This is a genomic window from Arcicella rosea (genome assembly GCF_040543805.1).
In the GTDB taxonomy this organism is placed as follows: Bacteria; Bacteroidota; Bacteroidia; order Cytophagales; family Spirosomataceae; genus Arcicella; species Arcicella rosea.
Map to the genome: position 1 here is coordinate 174,171 of NZ_JBEUMS010000006.1, position 25,455 is coordinate 199,625.

24 protein-coding genes are annotated in these 25,455 nt (G+C 33.9%); 15 read left to right on the forward strand and 9 right to left on the reverse strand.

Going from position 1 to position 25,455, the window contains the following annotated elements; genetic code table 11:
* The first annotated feature begins 7 nt into the window (after positions 1 to 7).
* Positions 8 to 772 carry a type III pantothenate kinase gene (locus ABID42_RS09650; protein WP_367283484.1) on the forward strand — a complete coding sequence of 255 codons (765 nt, stop codon included), beginning with the start codon at positions 8 to 10 and terminating at the stop codon, positions 770 to 772.
* Positions 773 to 1,080: 308 nt separating this feature from the next.
* Complete coding sequence (locus ABID42_RS09655; protein ID WP_367283485.1) at positions 1,081 to 3,567, forward strand: TonB-dependent receptor; 2,487 nt, start codon at positions 1,081 to 1,083, stop codon at positions 3,565 to 3,567.
* Positions 3,568 to 3,718: 151 nt separating this feature from the next.
* Here ABID42_RS09655 and ABID42_RS09660 read toward each other — a convergent pair whose 3' ends face one another.
* Entirely contained in the window at positions 3,719 to 3,880 is a 162-nt protein-coding gene (locus tag ABID42_RS09660) for a hypothetical protein (RefSeq protein WP_323255644.1), read from the reverse strand.
* 205 nt (positions 3,881 to 4,085) lie between these two features.
* The gene (pgeF, locus tag ABID42_RS09665) at positions 4,086 to 4,829 is read right to left on the reverse strand and encodes a peptidoglycan editing factor PgeF (protein WP_367283486.1); all 744 of its coding nucleotides are present in this window, start codon (positions 4,827 to 4,829) and stop codon (positions 4,086 to 4,088) included.
* Positions 4,830 to 5,031: 202 nt separating this feature from the next.
* Here pgeF and ABID42_RS09670 point away from each other — a divergent pair, with 202 nt between their 5' ends.
* Both ABID42_RS09670 and ABID42_RS09675 read left to right on the forward strand, forming a co-directional pair.
* Positions 5,032 to 5,802 (forward strand): polysaccharide deacetylase family protein, encoded by a 771-nt coding sequence (locus tag ABID42_RS09670; RefSeq protein WP_367283487.1) that lies wholly within the window; start codon positions 5,032 to 5,034, stop codon positions 5,800 to 5,802.
* Between the two features lie 177 nt (positions 5,803 to 5,979).
* A complete protein-coding gene (locus ABID42_RS09675) occupies positions 5,980 to 7,356 on the forward strand; it encodes a M20/M25/M40 family metallo-hydrolase (protein WP_367283488.1) in 1,377 nt (458 codons plus the stop codon).
* A 653-nt stretch (positions 7,357 to 8,009) separates the two neighbouring features.
* Here the strand turns inward: ABID42_RS09675 and ABID42_RS09680 are convergent.
* Positions 8,010 to 8,708 (reverse strand): fatty acid desaturase, encoded by a 699-nt coding sequence (locus tag ABID42_RS09680; RefSeq protein WP_367283489.1) that lies wholly within the window; start codon positions 8,706 to 8,708, stop codon positions 8,010 to 8,012.
* A gap of 111 nt (positions 8,709 to 8,819) precedes the next feature.
* Between ABID42_RS09680 and ABID42_RS09685 the strand changes: the two genes are divergently transcribed.
* The 5 genes from ABID42_RS09685 (at position 8,820) to upp (ending at position 12,491) form a co-directional block, all read left to right on the forward strand.
* Positions 8,820 to 9,380, forward strand: a complete 561-nt coding sequence (locus tag ABID42_RS09685) for a hypothetical protein (RefSeq protein WP_367283490.1) — start codon at positions 8,820 to 8,822, stop codon at positions 9,378 to 9,380.
* Between the two features lie 12 nt (positions 9,381 to 9,392).
* A complete protein-coding gene (locus ABID42_RS09690) occupies positions 9,393 to 10,574 on the forward strand; it encodes a class I SAM-dependent methyltransferase (RefSeq protein WP_367283491.1) in 1,182 nt (393 codons plus the stop codon).
* An 87-nt stretch (positions 10,575 to 10,661) separates the two neighbouring features.
* On the forward strand, positions 10,662 to 11,222 hold the full coding sequence (locus ABID42_RS09695) for a DUF1003 domain-containing protein (protein ID WP_367283492.1): 561 nt from the start codon (positions 10,662 to 10,664) through the stop codon (positions 11,220 to 11,222).
* Positions 11,223 to 11,243: 21 nt separating this feature from the next.
* Entirely contained in the window at positions 11,244 to 11,813 is a 570-nt protein-coding gene (locus tag ABID42_RS09700; protein WP_367283493.1) for a pentapeptide repeat-containing protein, read from the forward strand.
* A gap of 33 nt (positions 11,814 to 11,846) precedes the next feature.
* Positions 11,847 to 12,491, forward strand: a complete 645-nt coding sequence (upp, locus tag ABID42_RS09705) for a uracil phosphoribosyltransferase (protein WP_367283494.1) — start codon at positions 11,847 to 11,849, stop codon at positions 12,489 to 12,491.
* Here upp and ABID42_RS09710 read toward each other — a convergent pair.
* Both ABID42_RS09710 and ABID42_RS09715 read right to left on the reverse strand, forming a co-directional pair.
* Entirely contained in the window at positions 12,486 to 13,772 is a 1,287-nt protein-coding gene (locus ABID42_RS09710; RefSeq protein WP_367283495.1) for a DUF2851 family protein, read from the reverse strand. The two genes, upp and ABID42_RS09710, sit on opposite strands and share 6 nt — an antisense overlap.
* A gap of 162 nt (positions 13,773 to 13,934) precedes the next feature.
* A complete protein-coding gene (locus ABID42_RS09715) occupies positions 13,935 to 14,513 on the reverse strand; it encodes a DinB family protein (protein WP_367283496.1) in 579 nt (192 codons plus the stop codon).
* A gap of 191 nt (positions 14,514 to 14,704) precedes the next feature.
* Between ABID42_RS09715 and ABID42_RS09720 the strand changes: the two genes are divergently transcribed.
* The 4 genes from ABID42_RS09720 (at position 14,705) to ABID42_RS09735 (ending at position 20,652) form a co-directional block, all read left to right on the forward strand.
* Positions 14,705 to 15,439 (forward strand): hypothetical protein, encoded by a 735-nt coding sequence (locus tag ABID42_RS09720; protein ID WP_367283497.1) that lies wholly within the window; start codon positions 14,705 to 14,707, stop codon positions 15,437 to 15,439.
* A 250-nt stretch (positions 15,440 to 15,689) separates the two neighbouring features.
* Entirely contained in the window at positions 15,690 to 17,954 is a 2,265-nt protein-coding gene (locus tag ABID42_RS09725) for a peptidylprolyl isomerase (RefSeq protein WP_367283498.1), read from the forward strand.
* Between the two features lie 219 nt (positions 17,955 to 18,173).
* Positions 18,174 to 19,523, forward strand: a complete 1,350-nt coding sequence (locus ABID42_RS09730; RefSeq protein ID WP_367283499.1) for a peptidylprolyl isomerase — start codon at positions 18,174 to 18,176, stop codon at positions 19,521 to 19,523.
* A gap of 163 nt (positions 19,524 to 19,686) precedes the next feature.
* A complete protein-coding gene (locus tag ABID42_RS09735) occupies positions 19,687 to 20,652 on the forward strand; it encodes an AAA family ATPase (protein WP_367283500.1) in 966 nt (321 codons plus the stop codon).
* 59 nt (positions 20,653 to 20,711) lie between these two features.
* Here ABID42_RS09735 and gatC read toward each other — a convergent pair whose 3' ends face one another.
* From gatC to ABID42_RS09755, 4 genes are all read right to left on the reverse strand, one after another.
* Positions 20,712 to 21,002 (reverse strand): Asp-tRNA(Asn)/Glu-tRNA(Gln) amidotransferase subunit GatC, encoded by a 291-nt coding sequence (gene gatC, locus ABID42_RS09740; protein WP_367283501.1) that lies wholly within the window; start codon positions 21,000 to 21,002, stop codon positions 20,712 to 20,714.
* Positions 21,003 to 21,026: 24 nt separating this feature from the next.
* Positions 21,027 to 21,203, reverse strand: a complete 177-nt coding sequence (locus tag ABID42_RS09745; protein WP_184134445.1) for a hypothetical protein — start codon at positions 21,201 to 21,203, stop codon at positions 21,027 to 21,029.
* A gap of 83 nt (positions 21,204 to 21,286) precedes the next feature.
* Entirely contained in the window at positions 21,287 to 22,783 is a 1,497-nt protein-coding gene (gltX, locus tag ABID42_RS09750) for a glutamate--tRNA ligase (RefSeq protein ID WP_367283502.1), read from the reverse strand.
* A 10-nt stretch (positions 22,784 to 22,793) separates the two neighbouring features.
* Positions 22,794 to 23,162 (reverse strand): Rid family detoxifying hydrolase, encoded by a 369-nt coding sequence (locus ABID42_RS09755; protein WP_323255608.1) that lies wholly within the window; start codon positions 23,160 to 23,162, stop codon positions 22,794 to 22,796.
* Between the two features lie 200 nt (positions 23,163 to 23,362).
* Between ABID42_RS09755 and ABID42_RS09760 the strand changes: the two genes are divergently transcribed.
* Together ABID42_RS09760 and ABID42_RS09765 are read left to right on the forward strand one after the other, a co-directional pair.
* On the forward strand, positions 23,363 to 24,415 hold the full coding sequence (locus tag ABID42_RS09760) for an aminopeptidase (protein WP_367283503.1): 1,053 nt from the start codon (positions 23,363 to 23,365) through the stop codon (positions 24,413 to 24,415).
* Positions 24,416 to 24,423: 8 nt separating this feature from the next.
* Entirely contained in the window at positions 24,424 to 25,218 is a 795-nt protein-coding gene (locus ABID42_RS09765; protein WP_323255604.1) for a DUF3108 domain-containing protein, read from the forward strand.
* Positions 25,219 to 25,455: the final 237 nt, after the last annotated feature.

Genomic DNA, 25,455 nt, shown 5'->3' on the forward strand with positions numbered 1-25,455 from the left:
AGAGAATATGCTTTTAGCAATAGACATTGGTAATACTGACGTAGTTTTCGGGATTCATAATCAGCAGGAATGGATTCATCAATTCAGAATTCCTTCTGATTCTTCTCGCCGTTCTTCTGATTTTGAAGCAAAACTTCGCTTGTTTTTCTTGGAAAACAACTTAAAAATCAGTGAAATCAATCGCTCGATTATTAGTTGCGTTGTGCCAGATTTAAAACATGTTTTGAAAGAAACGGTTCAAGAAATGCTTGGTCTCGACCCAATCATCATTGGCCCAGAAATCTATGACCAATTGAAAATGGAAATTCTAAGTCCTTATGAAATCGGCACAGATTTGGTTTGCAATGCTACTTACTCGTATTATACCTACAAGAAAACGTGTTTAATCGTTGATTTTGGTACTGCTTTAACTTTTACCGTTGTTACTGCCGAAGGTAAAATTTTAGGAGTTTCAATTGCTCCGGGTTTGAAAACAGCCGTAAAATCCCTTTTTTCAAACACGGCACAATTACCAGAAGTACCTTTGGTAATGCCAGAATCTGCCATTGGTAAAAATACTGTTCATGCTATTCAAGCAGGGATTCTTTGGGGATATGTAGGAATGGTTCGTGAAATGATTATGCAAATCAAAAAAGAAGTTGGGCAAGATTGTCTCGTTTTAGCTACTGGTGGACTGTCGTCTATTCTAACACCACTTCGTGATGAATTTGATGAAGTGGATAAATTACTAACCTTGAATGGCTTAAAAATCATTTCTGAAATTGTAAAATAATTAATAATTCATCCCTCTAATAGGCGATTTAGTTGATAAACTGAATCGCCTATTTTTTTGTCCCCAAATCTTTTTTAGATTTTTTTTCAATTCTCTGCAACCTTTTTCTGCATGGCTGCATCTTAGCTACAAATCATTCCCCTTAACGTTTCAATTTTTCATTGACGGTAAATAACAAACCATTTATCCTTTAGGGAAGCCGATTAAGTAGTTTGCATAACAAGGTAGTTGGCATAATATTAATTTTAACACAGTAATCATCCAAATATGTTTAACCAATAAATCTAAAAACCTAAAATTCACTCATCATGAAAACAATTTTTTACGCTATCCTTACCATATTTAGTTTAGCTAATATTAAGGCACAAGCTCAGGGAAAAATCTCAGGACAAATCACAGACGATAAAAGTAAAATTGTAGAATTTGCTACGGTTACTTTATTGAATGCAAAAGACTCATCATTGGTAAAAGGTGCTCTGGGCGATGTAAACGGTACTTTTGAATTCGAAAAAGTAAATTATGGCGCTTATATCGTTAACATTTCTCAATTGGGATATAAAAAATATTACACGCCAAAGTTTATCCTTTCTGCCGAAATACCCAATATTAAATTAACAAAATTAGTATTAACAGAAGCTTCAAACGAGCTGGGAGAAGTACAGGTTACCGCCAAAAAACCTTTTATCGAACAGCAAATCGACAAAACTGTTGTGAACGTTGAGAACTCAGTAGTTTCAGCGGGCAATACTGCGATTGAAGTATTAGAGAAATCTCCGGGCATTACAGTTGACAAAGACGGAAACATTTCATTGAAAGGAAAGCAAAATGTAATGGTTATGTTAGATGGCAAACCAACGTATATGTCGGCTAGTGATTTAGCCAATATGCTTCGAAACATGCAAGCGTCTCAGTTGGATAAAATCGAAATCATGACCAATCCGCCTGCAAAATACGATGCTGCTGGAAATGCTGGAGTAATTAACATCCGTTTGAAAAAGAATCAAAATACTGGCTTAAATGGTTCGGCGAATGTTGGTGTTGGTTTCGGTCCTTATAAATCTTTACCAAAAGAAAGTGCTGGTTTAAACTTAAATTACAGAAATGGTAAAGTAAACCTATTCGGAAATTTTTCTGCGAATGACCGTAAAAGCTTTCAAGTTCAAACGATTAACCGTAAGTTTTTTGAAAATGGTAAAGTAATTTCTGGATTCGACCAAGTTGGAGATAATGACCGTAGAAATAATTCTTTCTCTTATAAAATGGGAGCTGATTATTTCCTTGACAAAAAGAATACGATTGGTTTCTTATTCAATGGCATGAATGGTAATTGGAGCGAAGATTTAAACAACGAAACTTTAATCAAAAATGCGATGGCTCAATTGGATACTACTTCAAGAACTTTAGGAAGTATTAATAACAATTGGGGAAATTACTCAACCAATTTGAACTTCAAACATGTAATTGATTCAACTGGTAGAGAAATCACTGCAGATTTAGACTATGCTCGTTACGATGCCAATAATTCGATGAAGTATCGCACTTCAAAATACGATACTCAGAATATTTTACGTGAAAAAAGAAATGAAGATGGTTTAACTGATTCTAAAATCAATATTTATTCTTTCAAAACAGACTTAGTTTATCCAATCAATAAAACATCAAAATTTGAAGCTGGTTTAAAAACAAGTTATGTACATTCTGGCAATGATATGCGTTTTGATTTCTTAGTGGGTGATGCCAATACTCATGTAAATGACCCAACTCGTACTCGTGATTTTGTTTACAAAGAAAACATTAATGCTGGTTATGTAAACTATTCTAAGGAATTCAAAAAAGTAAGTGTTCAATTAGGTTTAAGAGTTGAAAATACTAACGGACAAGGTACTTTATTAGGAAAAGAATTATTGAAAAGAAATTATACGAATCTTTTCCCAAGTGTATTTTTCCGTCAGAAATTATCAAAAGACCACCAATTGGGTTACTCGTTCAGTCGTAGAATCGACCGTCCAAGTTATGAAGATTTGAATCCTTTCTTATTTTTCCTTGACCCATATACTTTCCAAAGAGGAAATGAATTGTTACAACCACAATATACCAATGCTTTTGAAGTATCGCATACATTCAAAGATGCCATTACAACTACAGTAAACTTTAGCCGTACAAATGGTGTAATGACTGATATTTTAGAACAAAACAATGCTTTGAAAACGACTAACGTTACCAAAATCAATATTGGTTATGTTGAAAACATGGGAATTTCGTTCTCAGTGCCTGTTCCCGTTACAAAATGGTGGTTTAGTAATACTTATTTGAATTTGTATAACAATCATTATGTGGGCGATATTCCAAAAACAATTATTGCTTCAGATGGTAGTTCTTCGACTATCCTTCAACCATTGGATGCTCGTGCTACTACTTATCAATTAAATATGACTCACCAATTTACATTGCCTAAAAAATATACTTTAGAATTAAGTGGTTGGTATATGTCACCATTTGTAGAAGGACAATTGGCGGGTCGCCCGATGGGAGCAATGTCGTTCGGAATTCAAAAGAAATTAATGAAAGACAAAGCTACTTTGAAATTAAATGTTAACGATGTATTCTGGTCTAACCAATTCCGTGGTTCATTCATTTTCAACGATATTGATGTACAAGTAAGAAACAAATGGGAAAGTAGAGTGATTCGCTTAAACTTCTCTTACCGTTTTGGAAATAGTAAAGTAGCCGCCGCACGCCAACGTAAAACTGGTTTAGAAGACGAAAAAGGTCGAGTAAAAAGTGGAGGTAACTAATTAACGATTTTTCATTACAGTGAAAAATAACTCAAATCTATTTAATTAGAAAATTCGAAGAGAATGTCGTTAAAGGCATTCTCTTTTGTTTTAATGACCATAAAAAAGAGGTTTCCTTATTCAAGAAAACCTCTCTCTAATCTATAAATTGCTACTTAGTGGCAACGTGAATGTTAGATGGCGTTAGGAAATCGAAAAAACGCTCTAACCAACTTTTATTTGCATCATTTGCTTGTGATGCTTTCAAGTTTTCTGTTTTGTGGCTCTTTGATTCTTCCAGAATCATTTCGGCCAATAAAGGATAGTATTTCATAAATTTGTGTTGTTTAATGATACACGGTTAATGATTATTGATACTCTAAGCTGAGGTTCACATAAAAAAGTGATAATCGTTTAATCCGAGTTAATCACTTGACAGACACAAAGTTACGAATATTAGTTCTCACAATTGCAAAAAATATAACTATTCCAATACAGATTCTTTAAATACTGCAATTATATTTGATTATTCTCAGAAATCAACCATTTTTAATACCAATAATGGCTAACATTCTTCCTGTTTTTCCTTTTTCTTTTCTGTGTGAAAAATAACTTTCATTGTCTAAAACAGTGGAGAATTTAGAGATTTCAATTTGATTGACGGGTACTCCCGCTTCTAATAATTGTGCCTGATTGGCTTGTTTCAAATCGACAAAGTATTTAGCTTTTTCAGCATCAAATCTTTTGAATTTCTCTTCAAAATTTTGGGCTACCTCCTCTCCTACTTCAAAAGAACATTCATCAATACAAGTCCCAATGTATGCAAAACAATCTGCGGGATTTGTACCAAAGTCTGCCACCATTTGTTGAATAGTTTTAGTGACAATTCCCAAAACCGTTCCTCGCCAACCTGCATGAATGGAAGCTACTACTTTTTGCTTATCATCATAAATCAAAATGGGTGTGCAATCTGCCACAGTAACGGTTACAAATACATCGGCTTGATTAGTAATCAAAGCATCAAAGCCTTCATAAGCACCTGCTTGTGTTGTACTTAATATTTTATCTTCATGTATTTGATAAGAATAGGCTACCTTTTCTGCAGAAAAACCGAGTGCTTCAAAGAATTTATCTCTATTTTTATAAACATTTTCAAGATTGTCTCCTGAATGCAAACCTAAATTCAATGAAGCATAAGGTGCTTCACTATAACCATCTTTCCGAGTACTTTCAGCGGCAACTAGTTTGGGGAATTGTTGAAATATTTGGGGTTTGGTAAACATATTTTTATGGAATTTTAGAGTTGAGACAAAAGAAGCAAGAGGCAAGACATAAGAAACAAGAAGAAAGAAAAAAGAGACAAGAGTAAACAACTTTTGTCTTAAGCTTATCTTTTATGTGAAATCTTAAAACAAAAATCTTGAATCTTGTTTCTTGCTTCTTGCTTCTTGCTTCTTGCTTCTTGCTTCTAAAATCTAAAGAAAAATGAAATCTATTTACATACTAATCTTTATCTCCTTAATCAGTTGTCAAGAAAAAAAAGCTCCTCAACCTGCTGGAATTGCGCTTTCTTTTGATGACCGATTTATTAAAGAATGGTTTGAATTAAGACCACTCTTTAAAAAGTATCATGCAAAAGTAACATTTTACATTACGCAACCTGATAGTTTATCGACCGAAGAAATTGAAATGTTGCATCAATTACAAGCCGATGGACATGAAATCGGCTGTCATGGTGCTATGCACGTGGCTTCGATAAGGTACGTTTGGGAACATTCTTTAGAAGAATATATGCAAAAAGAAGTATTCCAAGCCCTGAAAACTATGAAGCGACAAGGCTTCTCTCCTACTACTTTTGCGCATCCGGGTGGCTCACAGATTTGGTATATCGACCGTGAATTGTTAAAACATTTTAGCTTGTTACGTGATGTTTCGATGAAAGAAAGAAACATTTTCGGTTTTACCTATCGCCGAGAAGTAGAAAACATGGATGAAATCTATCATCATCACGATGATACCCGAAAAGTAAATGCCTTAATCATTGATGTAAGCGCTAATCTGACTATCGAAGATATTAAAAAAGGGTTGGCAAAAGCACAAAAAGAACAAGCCGTTATGATGCTTTTTGGTCATAAGCCTCTGCGTAAAATCACTCATAAACCAGAAGAATATGGCTTTGATATACATTTTTTAGAGCAAATCTTGGCAGAAAGTGCTAAATTGAAGCTTCAATACTTCACAATGAATTCTTTGTAGTTTATGAGTTTATGAGTTTATGAGTTTATGAGTTTATGAGTTTATGAGTGACAATCGCTTTTTAAGTTTGTGGGTTCATTAATTCTCATAAGATTGTTAATCATATTTTCATCTTTCTAAATAAACTCATTGACTCATAAGCTCATAAACTAAAAAGAAATCATCAACCAATAAAAAATGAAAAAACAAACTACCTTCATCACAAGTTTAATTTTATCGTTATCATTATCCTCTTTTGCACAAGATAATGATTCAACAGTAATTCGTAAATTCTTCAATGAATCTCTCTCAAATGGCAAATCTTATGAATGGCTTCGTGATTTAACGACCAATGTTGGTCCAAGATTAAGTGGTTCGGAAGGTGCTAAAAAAGCAGTACAGTGGGGAAAAACACTTTTAGAAAGCGGTGGCTACGACCGTGTTTTTTTACAAGATGTCATGGTGCCACATTGGGTGCGTGGTGCTAAAGAAGAAGGCTATATTTTAGATGGTAAACAGAAAATCAAAGTACCTTTAGTAGCTTTGGGGGGGTCGGTGGCTACGCCTAAAAAAGGGATTACGGCAGAAGTAATTGAAGTAAAAACCTTTCAAGAACTAAGAGCTTTGGGCAAAGAAAAATGCGAAGGCAAAATCATTTTCTTCAATCGCCCGATGGATCCTACCAAGATTAATACTTTTGAAGCGTATGGACAAGCTGGCGACCAACGTCGTAGTGGTGCAAATGAAGCAGCAAAATTAGGTGCGATAGGCGTTATCATTCGTTCGTTGAGTAGTACTGAAAACGATTTTCCGCATACAGGTTCTATGGTCTATGCAACGGGTGTACCATTGATTCCTGCGGCAGCATTGAGTACCAATGCTGCTACTTTATTGAGCAAAACTTTGAAGGAAAATCCGAATACAAAATTCTATTTCAAACAGTCTTGCGAGACTTTACCTGATGCTCCTTCGCATAATGTGGTGGCAGAAATTAAAGGTACTGAACATCCAGAAGAGATTATTGTGGTGGGCGGACACTTAGATTCATGGGATTTAGCACAAGGTGCACATGATGACGGAACAGGTATTGTACAGTCGATGGAAGTGGCTCGTTTATTCAAAAATTTGGGTATCAAACCGAAGCATACTATCAGAATAGTATTGTTTATGAATGAAGAAAACGGAAACCGTGGCGGTGTGAAATATGCAGAATTAGCCAAGCAAAATAATGAGAAACATATTTTCGCATTAGAGTCTGACAATGGTGGCTTTACTCCTCGTGGCTTTGGTATGCAAGGTGCATCGGCTGATTTATTAGCGAAAGTTCAGTCGTATCGTACACTGTTAGCACCTTATGGTTTACATGAAATTGAACGTGGAGGTGGCGGTGTTGATATTGGTCCTTTGGCACCACAAGGCACAGTATTGATAGGTTTTAAACCAGATGCTCAACGTTATTTCGAATATCACCATGCCTCAAATGACACTTTTGATACCGTAAACCAACGAGAATTAGAAATGGGTGCGGCATCAATGGCAAGCTTAATTTACTTATTAGATAATTTGACTAATTAAGTCGCTTAGTTTTTAACTTTTAGCTTTGACAAATTCAAATTTGTCAAAGCTAAATTCTAACAAAAAGGATAAAATTTTCCTCTTTTTACCCCAACTTTCCATATAAAAGAGGAAAATTTGTGTCTTTTTCATGGAAAGTTGCTTCTTCAAGTAGCAAAATTCCTTCTTTTTTGCGGAATATTGCGTTTTTAACAAGAAAACTTCCTTCTTTTTTACGGATAATTGCGGTTTTAGGTAGAAAAATTGCTATTCAAAGTACCAAAATTCTATCTCAGAATAGAAATACTCCTTCTTTTTTGCGGGAAATTGCGGTTTTAAGTTGAATTGACTCAGTATGGTTAATCAAAAAATGGCATCAGGAATATGTTTTCTTGATGCCGTTTTTTTGTGCAATTGATATAAATAAATCCCGAAGGGATGATACGATTAAATGTTTCACCCTTTCAGGGTTCTGTAAACGATATTTCAATGCATTACTATAATACTGACATCCCTTCGGGATTTAAAGGGAGGCTTTATGGCTTTCAACGAAAACATCCTTAAGTTGTTTACTCATGGCATGACTTGAAGTCATGCCATGAGTAAAGAGGACATTTCACCTGTGACCTTTAACTATCATTTTCTCACACATAATACACTTTGAGTGAGCTTCATCAATTTTGCAAACTCTTCAATTCTTCTCTCTCCTTAGCCTCCGCCAATTTCCACCAAGGTAAGTATGGATAAGCATGATGTTCGTGATGATAGCCAAAGAAGTAACATGAAATAAAAGCAATAAAATGATTGAGTTTCTGACTTCGGGATTTATAAATATCATTCTCTTCATGTTCACCACGATGTGGAAGATATGTGCCGAAATAAAAAAGTTGTAGGGTACTTAATATTGCTGGTACTTCCCAAAAAACAATTAGGTTTTCCATCGGAAAAACTAATTTCAATAGATTATAAGTAATTGCCATCAACAAAATCTGCCAGAAGGTAACGTATTCTAAAGCAAATTTTAAATACCATCTAAAAAAGTTACCATGATAATAATCTGGGTCTTCGTCAGTCACTACGTTTTTATGATGTAAGTGATGTTTCTTCGATAGTTTTGCATAGTTATTAAAAGCAAAAAGTGTAGCACATAAAAAACCAATGGCATAATTGAGTTTTTTATTATTAGGAGCAACAACGCCATGAATAGCATCGTGTGCCGTAATAAAAACGCCAGTATAAAGTTGCATTTGAAGCAACACGAAAACGTATACCAAAGGATTATAAAAATCTATCGGATAATTCAACAAGTAGGCAAGCGAAATGCCCCAAAGTGAAATAATACTGATGGCAAAAAAGAGTCCTTTATATTTCATAAGATTGAGTGTCGGCACAAGTAATTAAGGAATAATACTTTAAAAACTCATTTATCCGTAACTTTGTTACAAAGATAAGATAAATCATTAGCATCCAGTTTTGCATTCAATATGGCAAAAATAGAAAAAGAATTACAGCAGGCAATTGTGGCGATGCCTCAGAAAGAGAAAGATAAATTATTGTTAAGACTTATCGGCAAAGATGATATTTTGATTCAACAATTGACTTTTACTTTGGTAGAAGAAAGCCTAACGATGGAGTCGAGAAGGGATGATATTAAAGTATTGATTGATAAATTATATGATACCACCAATTACTCTTCGGGTTATTTGATGATGGATATGCGTTATACCAATGCTGAAATTACTCGTCATGTAAAAGTAACGAAAGACAAATACGGAGAAGTAGAATTGACCTTGAAATTACTGAAAGAGTGTTTTGAAAAACAATTGAAATGTATTGAAAAATACTCTTCAAAATCAGATACTTTGGCACTTTATGTGGTAAAAAGAACTGATTTCCTTTTAAAGAAAGTAGTGAAAATACACCCAGATATTCAATTTGATTTTCATGCAGATATGAATACTTTATTGGAGTCTTTGCACAAATACGCTACGGCTTATTATGCCAAAGAATTACAAATTCCTCAAAAATTTGAAATCGCTGAGTAAATAAAAAATATTATGAATCAACCTGAACACTTAGCGACTTTTATCAATACTTTCTCTGAAAGTCTGCAAGATAATTCCTTCGTAAAAATCTCTTTGGGCAATTATAAAGGCACAGAAGAGCAACTCAAGAATATTTATATCAAAAGAGTTTTAATCAAGAAAGAAGAAAAACTCAGTTTTACTTATCGCTACAAAACTCGTGATATTGTAAAGAACTTTTCACTGTCGGAAGGTATCAAAGATGTCGAAAAAGCTTTGCAAGAAGGTTTTAATATTGCTACACTTTTCACAAGTAAATTTGATTTGATTATTGAAAAGTTAAATCAGAAAACCGTTTTGCGTAAAACTGATTCAAGTAATCCGAAAGCTATTTCTTTGGAACATGACAAAGCGAAAAATCGCTTGATAAAGCCACAAGAAAAACCGTATTTACATGAATTAAAGATTACTGACGAAGCAGGAAATGTCTATAAAAATGCACAAGACAAGTATCGTCAGATAAATCATTATGTGGAAATCTTGAGTACTTTAATCAAAGATATTCCTACGCAAAATCAATTGAAAGTAGCCGATATGGGTTCTGGAAAAGGCTATTTAACTTTTGCTTTGTACGATTATTTAACCAATGTGTTGAAACTTGAAGCAACAGTAACAGGCGTTGAGTTCCGCCCAGACATGGTGGCACTTTGTAATAAGATTGCTCAAAATACAGGTTTTTCAACACTCAATTTTGTTGAAGGAACAATTGAAGATTATGACAGTACAGGTACTAATATTTTAATTGCTCTTCATGCTTGCGATACCGCCACAGACGATGCCATTTATAAAGGAATCACCGCCAATGCCGATTTGATTGTAGTTGCACCTTGCTGTCATAAACAAATCAGAAGAGAAATTGAAAAGCATAAAGCGTCTAATGAATTAGATTTCTTAACGAAGTATGGCATCTTTTTAGAGCGACAAGCAGAAATGGTAACAGATGGCATTAGAGCGATGATTTTGGAATACTTCGGCTATAAAACTAAAGTGTTTCAATTTATTTCAGATGCTCATACGCCTAAAAATGTATTGGTCGTAGGAATTAAAAATCCGAATGCGGTATCTAAAAAAGAAGAGATTTTGGCAAAGCTAAAAGCCACAAAAGAGTACTTTGGCATAGAATATCATCATTTGGAAAAACTTTTATCTATTTAATGCGTAATGATGAATGCGTAGTGTTTTTAACGATAAACTTTTAACTTATTACTCATTCATCATTACGCACTACGCATTAAAAAAGTTATGAAAAAAGACATCAATTTTGAGCAACTTTTAGCGGATGAGAATCAGCATTTACAGAAGCTCCATCAAATCGTTGAAGAAACGATAAAATCTGAACGATTGATTGTCCAGAATCTATTAAATCCACCCAGCGAAACAATCACGAAAGGTCAAGCTATATCAGACAAAGTAGCTCAGTTTGGTGGAAGTTGGAAATTCATCATCATGTTTGGAGTAATCCTAACACTTTGGATTATTTTCAATACTGTTATGATTGTTCAGTACAGATTCGACCCTTATCCATTTATTTTGATGAATTTAGTACTTTCTTGTATTGCTGCTTTGCAAGCACCAATCATTATGATGAGCCAAAATCGTCAGGAAGAAAAAGATAGAATGAGAAGTGAAAATGACTACTTGATTAACCTGAAAGCAGAAATGCAAATCAGAAGTTTGCAACAAAAGATGGATTTGCTGTTGGAAGAACAAATCAAAACCTTGTTTGAATCTCAAGCAAAACAATTTGCTTTACTTGATGAAATCAAGAAGAAACTTGATAAAATGGATAACAAAAAACTTTAGTTTGCGATAAAATATACAAGAATGAACGAAGAATTTTATGAACAAGTTTTTGAAAAAATTGACTTTTCAAAACAAGTAATTACTGGTAAAGAATACGATAGTTGCACTTTTAAAAACTGTGATTTTTCGAATACTAATCTATCCAACAAAGATTTTATTGATTGTACTTTCGAGAGTTGTAATCTTAGTAGCGTCAACTTGAACAATGCAAGTTTAAAAACAGTAAAATTCATTGATTGTAAAATCATTGGTGTAGATTTTAGTATCAGTAAAGAATTCTTATTTTCAGTATATTTTAAAAATTGTTCGCTAAATTATACTTACTTCTTCAAGAATAAATTGAAGAAAACTAAATTTGAACATTGTCAGATTCAAGAAGCAAATTTTAGTGAAGCAGATTTAACTGGCGCATCGTTCAATCATTGTGATTTATTAAATACTGTTTTTGAGCAAACAAATCTGACTCAAACAGATTTTAGAACAGCCGAACATTACGCCATCAATCCAGAGAAAAATAACATTAAAAAGGCGAAATTTTCTTATGATGGCATCAGAGGTTTGCTGTACCAATATGATATTGTGATTGAGTAAAACATCCTTGAAACTTTATTCTAAACAAAAACTATGTTTATCTTAACTTCAAATAACTCGATAGCGAATCATTTTATCGCTGAACTTCGTGATGTAAAAATTCAACAAGATTCGATGAGATTTCGGAAAAATCTGGAGCGATTAGGAGAAGTATTAGCTTATGAAATTTCAAAAACATTATCCTATCAAAGTACCGAAATACAAACGCCATTGGCAATTGCAACAAGCAATTTATTGTTGAACCAGCCTGTGTTAGTGACAATACTGAGAGCAGGTTTGCCATTTCATCAAGGTTTTGTGAATGTATTTGATAAAGCAGAAAATGCTTTTATTGGTGCTTACAGAGGGAAACATAGTGCAGACGAAAGTTTTGAAGTTGAAATGGATTACTTGGCGAGTCCAGATTTAACAGATAAAACCATTATTTTAATCGACCCAATGTTGGCGACTGGGAAATCTTTATTGAAATCTTATCAAGCTTTATTGAAACATGGAAAACCCAAAAAAATAATTATTTCATCAGCAATAGCCGCACCAGAAGGAATTGCTTTTTTGCAAGAACAAATACCCGAAGCAGAACTTTTCATTGCAACAGTCGATGAATGTTTGAACGAAAAATATTACATCGTGCCAGGTTTGGGCGATGCGGGAGATTTAGCTTATGGTTTGAAACTATAGTTTTTCTCGCAACAAGCTAATTCCTACTTCACAAGACAGGCATTTTTTATGATGACAAAAAACATTGAACCATTCAATACCAGCTTGCGAATCAAAAGCGGACTTCATTGGTAAATCTAGTATTTGCCAATGTTTAGTAATATTATTCTCTTCAGCAGGTAATTCTTCTAAAAACCGAATCGCTTTTTCAAGATAAAGTACTTCATCTTTTTGCTGGCTATAAGCCACCAATAAAGGCACAATTGTATTAATAATTACATTTTGCACAGAACTTTCGCCAATGATTGCTACTTTTCCATTAGCTTTTTTGCCGAATAAATAATGTTCTTGCCAATAAGCAGATTGTTTTACTCGCATGATTTTATAAACATTCTCAACATTTTCAAAATGTAACATCACTGAAAATAGATTGATGTTTTCTTGAATAATTTTGGCAAACTGTGCCAAACGAACAGTTGGAAAATTAGCAGGTCTGAGACGTAAAAACTTCCATTCATGTAAACCCAATACTTTATCTTGAAGTTGATACTTCGCAGCAAGAAATTGAAACTCTTTCGCCAATCTACTTTGGTATTCATCTACTACATCAATTGAAGTAAGAAAACCAGCTACGCCAAACAACAAAGCTTCAATTTGAAAAAGATTATCACGATGTTTACTCAACACTTTCAGCGGTAAATTTTGTGCTAGTCTGATAAAAGGCTCTGCGTTGAGTTTAAACCCAAAGTTTTTTGCCAATACTTGATATGCAGTTTCTTCCCAATCTTGTTTATTCTTATGAAGATATTTGTGGATAATAGAAGCCTTACTTTCCAATCTCTGCATCAATACTTTATCCAGCATTGCAAATTTCTTTAAAGATGAAACCTGTTGAAATTGTGTTTGACAAGCAATTTGCGCCTTACTTTCTACTAAACTTGAATACTTTTTGATTAAAGCTATATCTGTTTTGTCAGAAAGTGTCATCGTAGGAATTTTAGTATTATCACTTCGGAAAATCGGTTTGTCGTCTTCCCATACTACATGAAGAATCACATTTTGATAAGCAGCATCAGAATGATGTGAATGAAGATTCCAATCAGAAGATTTTAAATGGATTTCAACAGCACCCACCCACTCAACCTCGCCAATCAGGATACGAGTATCTTGAAAATCAGCACCAGCATCCGTATTGTATCTTCCAATTTTTAATACTTGAAGAGATTCATTATCAGTAGTTTGAAGGCAAGATTTATCAAAATATTGAAATTGCCAGAGAAAGTGTAGAAAAGTCTCGTTCATAAGTGTTTCAAAATAATTGTTTAAACAAAAATAATGAGTTTGAGGAATTTTCATTCATAAATCCAAAAAAGAAATGCTTGACATACATTACATCAAGCATTTTCTTTAGGATGTGTATTACTACACTGTTTATCAATAGCATTTAGAGGAAACAGAAAAAGGCTAATCTTCTACAGGTACATTATAACTGATGTATAAATTCCGTTTGGCTTGTACGATGTGGCGTTGATTGTGAGCAATTAAAAATTGAAAAACATCTCCTAATTTCAATCGTATCCATTTTGTAATTGAAATCGGAATACGAATGGCATTCATATCTATTGCAACACTTTGCTTTAATAAATTCAACAATTCTTCTTGATGTTCAATGAATTCTGCCACTACTGCATAAGCATCCAAATTTGTTATTGGACTATGATTTTTAGCGGCTTTCATTTTCTTCATATTTTCTTTAGGTTCCATCAATTGAGTAAAGTAAGCACCCAAATATGAGCTTTTGAAAACCAGACTTCCCTCCTGTTGAGGCTGATTGATTAACGCCTTTTTAATGACTGGCAAATAATAACGACTATAAGTATTGAGGTGTTCTAAACATTGAGCAATACTCCAACCGCCATTAATGGAAGGCTTTAACAAAACACTTTCATGAAGATTCTGAAACAGACTAATACTCTCTTTTAAATGAAGCTCCACTCTGTCTTCTAAATGACTGACTAACAACTGATTTTCAATACTTTTCATGGCAAATTAAAATATTTGATGAGGTTAAAAATTGATGTTACAAATTTGGTACATGAGCAAATAAGAAATGTTGGTAAATACCAAGATTTAATGAATACGATTGACATCTTCAATCACTTAAAAGAAAATTTGCAAAGAAGCACAGAAATGCCCTATTTTGAGTAATAAACAAAATCACTAACACTATCACAATGTTTTCTATTCATCTTCAACATATCGTAAAGCGTTTTGTCTTCAAAAAAATCGTTTTCTTCTTTGCTATCAGCCTTTGTTTTACTGCTTGTAAAAGTGCTAAAGTAGCCAGTACAACAAGTACAGTTACAACGCCTGTGGTTAAAAAAGATAAAATTGTAGAAATCTCTATTAAATCAATTGAAGCCATTGATTTAGAAGAAGATTTAAGTTTTGCAGATGAAGTTTCTTTGACTTATGCTTTAACGCTAGTGGATGAAAACAAAAAAATATTGAAAGTAGTGAATACTTCTTGGGGCGTAGAAAGCTTAAAAAAAGGACAAATTGTAAAAGCTGAGCAATTCAAAAAATTAGAAATTGTTATTCCTGAAAAGGGAACATTATTATCATCTGTAATTTTGATGGAAGTTGATAATTACGAAAAAGCAATGAGTACCATCAAGAAAATCAATGAATTAGGAGGTTTAGCTAAAATTCCCGCTACCATTATCAATATTGCTGAATACGAAACCCCTTTGGCAATTGTTTTCGCCAGTTTACAAGCTGCTGGTTTAGGCTTGAAAGTAGCCGACCGTTTCGACCAAGACGATTTACTCGGACAAAGCACTTTTGAACTAAAATTAGATTCCCTCTCAAATACTCAGAAAAACTATCCTGTAGATTTAACCTTTGAAGGCGAACATCTCAAAAACACTTTCCGATACAAACTCACTTATGAGTTAAAAATTCGTTGATTCTTTTTTATTAAAATAGTAATCTACTAATAAACAACAAGTTACTGCATTATGTCTGGTTTTTAATAAAATACACATAATACTTTGCTGGTTTTTTATTTATATTTTTGTAATTCTCTTACAATAAACATAAGCATTTAATAGTTACATAAGGTACTATGTACTTATACGTTTTGTGTGTTGAAGCGAATAAATTTAGGGGTATCAAGGTTTGAAAATAATTGCTTCAAACAATTAAGATTGAAAAATAATGAATAAATCACTAACCAGAATATACAGGCTAATTGCATTACTATTGATAACGGTAGCCACTGCCGAAGCTCAAAATGAAAATTATGTACTTAAAATCGGGAATAGAACTATCAACTCAAAGGAATTCGCCCAAACCTACCAAAAGCTTCTTCAAAGCGATAGCATCAGAAAAGATAATCAGAAAGAATTTATCAATAATTATATCAATTATAAGTTAGTTGTGTATGCGGCAGAACGCATGGGAAAAGATACTACTCGTGCTTTTCGTGAAGAAATAGATACTTACCGCAAAGAATTAGCCAATCCATATTTAGTTGATAAACAGGTATTAGAAAAACTCATCCAAGAATCGTATGAAAGAATGCGTGAGGAAGTAAGAGTAGCTCAGATTTTTATTCCTTTAGCAAAAAATGCTAGTCCTGCCGATACCATGGCGGCTTATAATGAACTAAGGGCGCTCAGAGCCAGAATTACAAAAGGCGAATCATTTGAACAATTAGCTAAAACAAATTCTAAAGATACTTACTCCGCAATAAAAGGCGGTGATTTAGGTTTTCTATCGGTATTAGAAAACAATTACACCTTTGAAACTGCCGCCTACAATACTCCAAAAGGCGAAATGTCTATTCCTTTTAGATCCAACAAAGGTTTTCATTTGATAAAAGTATTAGATAGACATTCTTTCAGAGGGAAGGTAAAATTAGCACACATTCTTGTAAGTCTTGCTCCAAATGCTTCATCAGACGAAGCTGCTGTTGCTAAAAAGAAAATTGACGAAGCTTATGAATACCTCAAAAGAAATGAACCTTTTGAAGGAGTTTGCCGAGCATTTTCTGAAGACCCACGCACCAAAGATAATGGTGGCGTAATGAATAGATTTTGGGATGCTGGTACATTGATTGACCAGAAAATTGTAGAAACAGTTTTTGCATTAAAAGAAAAAAACGACTACACTTTGCCTATTCAAACCTCATTAGGTTGGCATATTTTCAGACTTATTGAAAAGAAAAGCTTGCCAAAATATGATGAAATGGCACCTTTTATCCGCCAAAAAATCAATGCTGATGCTTCACGCAATGTCATCATCAAAAATAATTTAGTAAAGCGTTTACAAAAAGATAATAACTTCCAAGAAACTGTTTCGGTAAAACAAGAAGCTATCGACAATTTCTACAAAGACAGAATTGGTTCTGAAGACTATTTAAGTAAAACTCTTTTCACAATCAATCAATCGGTTTCAACCGTTAAAGATTTTTATACTTTCGTCACCAAACATCAACGTCAATTAGCCAAACTAAAAGCGCTTGATGAAAAGACTCCACAAGATTGGTACGATTTATTTGTAGAAAATCAAAACTTAAGATTTGAAGAAGCTAACCTTGAAGTAAAATTCCCAGAATTTCGTGCTGATATTCAAGAATACAGAGAAGGTATTCTTCAAAAACAGATGTTGAATGATAATGTGTTTGAAAAATCGCTAGATTCTTTAGCACAAGTAAAATTCTACAATCAGCATATAGACCAATACCAATACACGCACAGAGTTTTAGCGAAAGTAATCACTAGCGACCGCAAAGAAACTTTGGAACAAGCCAAAACGCTGTTAGCCAAAGCGCCTTATCCGATGAATCGTAGATTTCCTGATATTTATTTTGAAAAAGATAAATCTGCATTCTCTGCCGATGCTCAAAAAATGTTGTATGATTTAAACATCATTCTATTAAAAAACAGAGATTATGTTGTTGAAGTAACGGGAAATTCTGACCCTGAAGAGCAAGAAAGTATTTCGGCAGAAAGAGCGAAAAAAGCGGTGAATCTATTAATCAATAGTGGCGTATCGCCAATGAGAATCATCGAAAAAGATGATGGAAAATATAAGCCAGTTTCTAAAACGGATAGAAGTAAAAACAGCAGAATTGGCATTAGATTCTTATCTGATTCGATGGAAGATGTTGTAAAACGTTTTAATGCTTTAAAACCAAACAGTTTAAGTGCCGAAGAAGGTTATTTCAAAAAAGATGAAAATGAATATTTAGGTGCTGTTGAATGGACTTTAGGAGAAAAAAATATTAACGTCAAAGGTAGATTTGTTTCAGTCAATATTCAAAAAGTTGAAGAACCAAGAACAAAAACTTTTAAAGAAGCTCGTGGACAAGTAACCAGAGACTACCAAAAACAACTATCTGATGAATGGCTCAATCAATTAAAAGCTAAGTATCCATTAACGATAAATGAAAGTGAAATTCAAAGAGTATTAGATTAAACAAGAAAGTCAAAAGCAGAAGTAAATACATTTCTCTTTTGACTTTTTTCATATTCAACAGCCTGTTTATTCTCTCTTTATGATTTAGACGGTGTTCTTAACACTTTTTAACGGTGCAAGCATATCAAATTAGAGATTAAAAAACGTTATCTTTGTCAATCTACGTACATTTTCAAAAACCATAAAGCCCTGTACGTTTCATATTAATTCATTTTTTAGATGAAATTTTCGAAATTCTTCATTTCCCTTTTTGCAATCTGTCTGCTTTTTTGTCAAGCAATACAGGCACAAACGCCAGTTGTAATTGATAAAATCATTGCAAAAGTTGACAACCATTATATCTTAAAATCAGAGTTAGAATCACAAGTACAACAATACAAACAAAGTGGTCAGGCTGGAGCACCATCTACTTGTCAAATTTTTGAAAGTTTAGTAGTTGGCAAAATGATGTTAGCAAAATCTGAGATTGACTCAATTACTGTTGAAGACAAAAGAGTAGAGTCTGAACTTACTTCCAGAATGGAACAAATGGAACAACAGTTTGGCTCTCAGAAAAATATTGTTGAAGCTTATGGCAAAAGTATTGCTTCCCTAAAAGATGAACTTCGTTCAGCTATTAAAGAACAATTGACAACTCGTAAAATGCAAGAAAAAATTACGAGTGATGTAAAAATTACGCCTAAAGAAGTAAGACGTTTCTTTGAAGCAATTCCTAAAGATTCTATTCCTTATATGCCTTCTGAAGTAGAGATTGGACATATTGTAAGGCTCGCAAAAACAACCAAGTCACAAAGAAACGAATTATACAAAAGGTTATACGATTATAAGAAACGAGCTGAAAATGGAGAGTCATTTGAAGAGATGGCTAAATTATATTCCGAAGATTTAGGTTCAGGAAAAAGAGGTGGCGATTTAGGTTTTGCTAAACGTGGGCAAATGGTTGCTCCATTTGAAGCAGCAGCGTTGAAATTAAAGCCTAATCAAATGTCGGATGTAGTTGAATCTGAATTTGGGTTTCACTTAATTAAATTATTAGAAGTACGTGGACAAGAATATCATGCTTTACACATTTTATTAAGACCAGACTATCAAAGATTAGACGTTGTAGAACCAACAAAATTCTTAGATAGTATCAGAGTATTGATTCAAAGAGATAGCATCAAATTTGAACGTGCTGCGAAAGAATTCTCAGAAGATAAAGCAACACAAGATGGTGGTGGAATGATTACTGACCCACAAACTCGTTCGATAAAAATGGCTTTAGATGGCACGATGGAATCTGGTTTATATTTCACGATTGATTCAATGACGGTAGGAACAATTACTCCACCAATGCCATACAGAACTGAAGATGGACGTTCGGCAGTAAGAATTTTATATTACAAAGCAAAACATCCTCCACACTATGCGAATTTAGAAGACGATTTCCAAAGAATGTCAAATTACGCATTGAACAGAAAACGAAATACAGCCATTGAAAAATGGTTTGCTACCGCCAAAAACGATGTATTTATTTACATTGTTGATGAATATAAAGAATGTAATATCATGAAAACGAACGATCAGTGATTTTAAGATTCATTATTCTTTGGTAAAAATCTTGTTTTAAATTAAATTGTGTCAGGTTAAACTACGATTAACCTGACATTTTTCGTTATAAGTACATCTCATAAAATAGTAAGCAAAATTTTGTGTGTAAAAAGACACAAAATCGACAAACAAAATAGAAAATATGGTTCAATTTAAGTCAGATGTTGAAGCAGTTGATGCTTTAAAAGAATCCTATCAGAAACTTACTTCAGAAATCGGAAAGGTTGTTATCGGTCAAGATGAAACGGTTAAAATGCTTCTTACCGCTATCTTTTGTCAAGGACATTGTTTATTGGTTGGTGTACCCGGTTTGGCAAAAACACTTCTCATTCAAACTATTGCTGGTGCATTAGATTTAGATTTCAACAGAATACAATTCACTCCAGATTTAATGCCTTCTGACATTATCGGCTCAGAAACATTAGATAATGAGCGTAATTTCAGGTTTGTAAAAGGACCAATCTTTGCCAATATCGTTTTAGCAGATGAAGTAAACAGAACGCCCCCAAAAACGCAATCTGCACTTTTAGAAGCCATGCAAGAGTATTCGGTAACAGTTGCTGGCAAAAAATATGCTTTAGATAAACCTTTCTTTGTCTTAGCAACTCAAAACCCAATTGAACAAGAAGGTACATATCCATTACCAGAAGCACAATTAGACCGTTTTATGTTCATGGTAACGCTTGATTATCCATCTTATCAAGCAGAATTAGACATTGTTAAAAATACGACCTCAGACAAGAAATACAAAGTATCACAACAAGTTTCAGGCGAAGAAATATTAGCCTATCAACAATTGGTAAGAAGAGTACCTATTGCTGATAATGTAGTAGAATATGCAGTGACGCTTGTTCATAAAACAAGACCAAACACTGAATTAGCAGATGCTATTTCAAATAAATATTTAGAGTGGGGAGCTGGACCAAGAGCCTCTCAAAACTTAATTTTAGCGGCTAAATGTAATGCATTGCTTAGTGGAAAATATTCGCCAGATATTGAAGATGTAAAGGATGTAGCAATGGCTGTACTTCGTCATAGAATTGTTAGAAACTTCAAGGCAGAAGCAGAAGGAATATCTGTTGAGAATATTATTAGCAAGCTTTTATAAAACAAAAAATAATTCATCAAAAAAGAGGATGCCTTAGAAAGACACCCTCTTTTTTAATTTTATGACTCCATTACTTTCGGAACTCTGAAATATTCCCCATCTTGTTTTGGAGCATTTTTCAAACCTTGATCTCGACTGATGTTTGGAATTACTTTATCTTCACGCAAAGCATTGATTTCTAAACTCATGTGAGTAAGTGGCTTTACATTTGAAGTATCAATTTCATCCAATTCCGACATCCAATTCAATACCGATTCCAAAGAATCTTTCATTTCCTTTTCAGCTGATTCTGGCATTTCTAAACGAGCCAAATGAGCAATCTTTTGTAATAATTCTTGATCTATATTCATCTTTTGATTGATTGAAAGCAAAGATTATTCTCTTCCTCTCAATTTTTTATCGTCCATGTGTTTATTCAAAAACTCATTGATTTTTTCAATATCAATACTTCTATTGATTTCACCAAAAGAGTTGATTGAAATATCAAATCCATCAAGTTCATTATGAACTTTTGGGAGTTCTTTTTTAGGAGTTTCTTTTTTCTTTGCCATTTTATGAATTTGAAAATTTGAAGTTCAAAATTAGTACATTCAACATATTAATTACTCATCACTCACAATTCACAACTCATCACTTACATAACCGCCAAAGCTTTTTCTAAACGAGTAATTACAGCTTCTTTTCCGATAATTTCCATCGACAACATTAAGTCTGGTCCTGCTCCTGCTCCAGTGGTTGCTACACGTAAAGCTTGCATTACTTTTCCCATTTTGATGCCCAATTTTTGTAATTCATCATTCATAACGTGTTTGATTTCGTCGGCTACAAAATTATCTAAAGCTGGCAAAGCATCTTTGAAAGCAGTGATTCCATTCTTCGCATCGTCATTCCATTTCGACGCAACTACGGCTTCATCATAAGTAGTCGGTGCTACAAAAAGTGCTTCGGCTTCTTTCGTAATTTCTTGTGGGAAAGTTACTCTTTCTTTGAATAAATGTACTATTTTCAGCGCTTTATCTAATTCAAAGTTCGGCAAATATTCTGTTGCCAAAGTTTCATCTGAACGTAATTTCAAATATTGCTGATTGAACCACTTCGCTTTATTAATATCAAACTTCGCTCCTGCTTTGTTGATTCTTTCTAAAGTAAAGGCTTCAACTAATTCCTCCATCGAGAATAACTCTTGCTCAGTACCAGGATTCCAACCTAAGAAAGCTAAGAAATTCACTACTGCATCATTCAAATATCCTTCTTCTCTGAAACCTTTCGCAATTGAACCGTCTGGATTTTTCCATTCTAAAGGGAAAACTGGAAAACCGCCTAAATCTGCATCACGTTTTGAAAGTTTACCATTTCCTTCTGGTTTTAATAATAAAGGTAAATGAGCAAACTGTGGCATGGTATCTTCCCAACCAAAAGCACGATACAATAATACGTGTAAAGGTGCTGAAGGCAACCATTCTTCTCCACGAATTACGTGTGAAATTTCCATCAAATGGTCGTCCACAACGTTGGCTAAGTGATAAGTTGGCATTCCGTCCGACTTCATCAGTACTTTATCGTCCATCGTTGATGAATGTACATGAACCCAGTCACGAATAATGTCTTTGAAACGTACTTCTTCTTTGGCTGGTACTTTCAAACGAATCACAAATGGTTCGCCTGCGGCAATTTTAGCTTGAGTTTCTTCTTCAGAAATCGTCAAAGAGTTTTTCAAACGTCCACGAGTAGCGGCATTATATTGAAATGCTGAACCTTGGCTTTCAAAAGTTTGACGCATGGCATCCAATTCTTCACTTGAATCGAAAGCGTAATAAGCTTTTCCTGAATTGATGAGTTGCATCGCATAATCCATATACATCGCCTTTCGTTCTGACTGGCGATAGGGTGCGTGTGGGCCGCCAACTCCTACTCCTTCATCAATCGTAATGCCAATCCACGAAAGGGCTTCGATGATATAATCTTCTGCACCTTCAACAAAACGAGTTTGGTCGGTATCTTCAATACGAAGTAACATTTTACCGCCCAACTTTTTGGCTAATAAATAATTATATAATGCTGTTCTAACACCGCCCACGTGCAAAGCTCCCGTTGGACTTGGTGCAAAACGTACTCTTACTTGATCTGACATTTTTTGAAAATTAAATTACTGCAATACAAGAAATCTCTACATTCACATCTTTTGGCAAACGAGCCACTTCAACGGTTTCACGTGCAGGAGGATTCTCTGAAAAATATTCACCATAAACACCATTAATGGCTACAAAATTATTCATGTCTTTTACAAAAATAGAAGCTTTTACTACGTTTGCGAAAGTCATGTTGGCAGCTTCTAAAATTGCTTTCAAATTTTCCATTACCTGACGAGTTTCATCCTGAATACTTGCTCCTGATTCTGCCAAAGCAAAGGCTATTTGCCCTGAAATGTACAATGTTCCATTAGAAAGTACTGCTTGCGAATATGGGCCGATAGCAGCGGGTGCTTTTTCAGTGAAGATGATTTGTTTCATTGTTGATTTGTATCTTTAATTGGTTTCCCGAAATTTTGTGCAAGTTACAAAATGATTAGCTGTTTTAAGGCATTTATTCAAATCATGATAATTTTGTGGCAAGCAAATCGGTACTCATATCAAAAGATTTTAGGTGTATTCTAAGATATTTTCAATAATTTGCTCACAATGAATTTAATCGTATTAAATATCTACTTTCTATGGCATTCAATATTCGTCGAAAATATAAAATTGTTTTTTTGTTTTTAGCCCTAATTACTTTAATACTTTTCTGGCAAAGAGTATGGGTAGTCTATTTTTACCAACAAGCCAAAGGCGGTTTGGATGTTGCTTTTAATACTCGTCCATTGCAAGAAGTTTTAGCAGATAAAACCGTACCCGATTCCTTAAAAAAACGTATCTTATTTATTGGTGAAGTACGCCGTTTTGCGATTGATTCTCTGGGATTACACGATAATCCAGATGTCTATCAGACGCTCTATGACCAATCTGGCAAACCTTTGGTTTACTTGCTGACGGTGGCAAAACGCTATGAAATGGAAGCCGTTATGTTTGATTTCCCCATTATTGGTAGTTTTGCCTACAAAGGTTTTTTTGATTCTACAGCTGCTTATCAAGAAGAAAAGGTTTGGAAACGAAAAGGTTATGATACCGAAATGGGGCAAGGCATCGCATACTCTACATTAGGTTGGCTACCCGAACCTATTTTATCAAGTATGCTTTATTACTCAGATGGGAAATTAGCGAACCTTATTATTCACGAAATGTCTCATGGAACAATTTTTGTGAAGGATAATCATGAAACAAGTGAAAACCTTGCAAATTCAATTGGAGAATATGGTGCGAAGCGTTTTTTAATTCATAAATATGGTCTTGATTCACCAGAATTAAAAAAATATCTTCAAGCAAAAATCATCCGAGACAAGTACATAAGACATTTAAACCGAGGAACGTTGAAACTGGATAGCCTTTATCAAACTTTCAAAGGTAAAAATATTTTAGATGCACGCAAGGATTCATTAAAGTATGCGTTAATTGAAAAAATTGAAGTAAACCAAGATACTATTTATAAAAGCTTACGAGTACTCCCCAAACCAAAAATCAGCAAAAAAGAATTACCCAACAATGCCTATTTCGTAGGTTTTAAAACCTACCATTCTCAACAGAATGAATTTGAAGAAATATTCCAAAAACAATTTAATGGGAATTTCGACCAGTTTTTGAAATTCTTCCAAAAGAAATATAATCAGTAGATAGTGATATGAAAAAAATATTTTTGCTTCTCATCGTCATCATCACAGCAATGGGTTTCAAATCAGCACTTCAGGAAAGAGTAATTGAACAAGATAGTTTTGGCACTGGCGAACATATTGAATATCGTGTGCATTACGGTTTTGTAAATGCCGCTGAAGCAATTGTTGACGTTGATGATAAATTACAAAATGCCAATGGGCGTCCTTGTTATAAAGTTGGAATTGTTGCTCGCACCGTTGGCGTGACAGATTGGATTAGCAAAGTACGTGATACTTGGACTTCCTATATTGATGCCTCTCAGATTTTACCTCAACAGTTTTACATGAAAAAACAAGAGGGAAATTATAGAAAAGAGCAAAGAGTCATCTTTAATCATAATACGAATACGGCTAAATTATTCGAATTGAATGATGAACAAGAGAAGAAAAACTACACACTTCCTAAGTATATCCAAGACGTAGTAAGTGGCTATTATTTTATCAGAACGATTGATTTTTCCAAAATGAATGTTGGTGATGCCGTTCCAGTTACTTTCTTTTTTGAAGGCGAAGTATATAACATGCGTTTGAAATATCGTGGAAAAGAAACGATTAACACCAAATTTGGTAAAATAAGTACTTTCAAAATCACGCCACAGCTACCTAAAAATAATTTCTTTTCAGATGAAGAATCTGTAAAAATGTGGGTGACTGACGATGAAAATAAAATTCCAGTAAGAGCAGAGGTTTCCTTAAAAATTGGTGCTTTAGCTTTAGATTTAAGAAAATATTCAGGGTTGAGACATGAGTTGAAGTTTCATTGATTTAAGCTGTTAGTCATCAGCTTTGAGCTATCAGCTATTTTTTATAACAATGAAATTTTACAAGAGTGTTCTCAGAAAAACTGAGCTTGAATACAGCTTTTGTGCATTAGAACTCACTTTCTCTGAGTAATAAGGCAGTCAATCTGAGTACTAACTCGGATTTTCTGAGCTACAATACACTTTTAGTGAGCTTTAACTCCATTTCTCAGACTCATAACTTAGATTTTGTGTATTGCA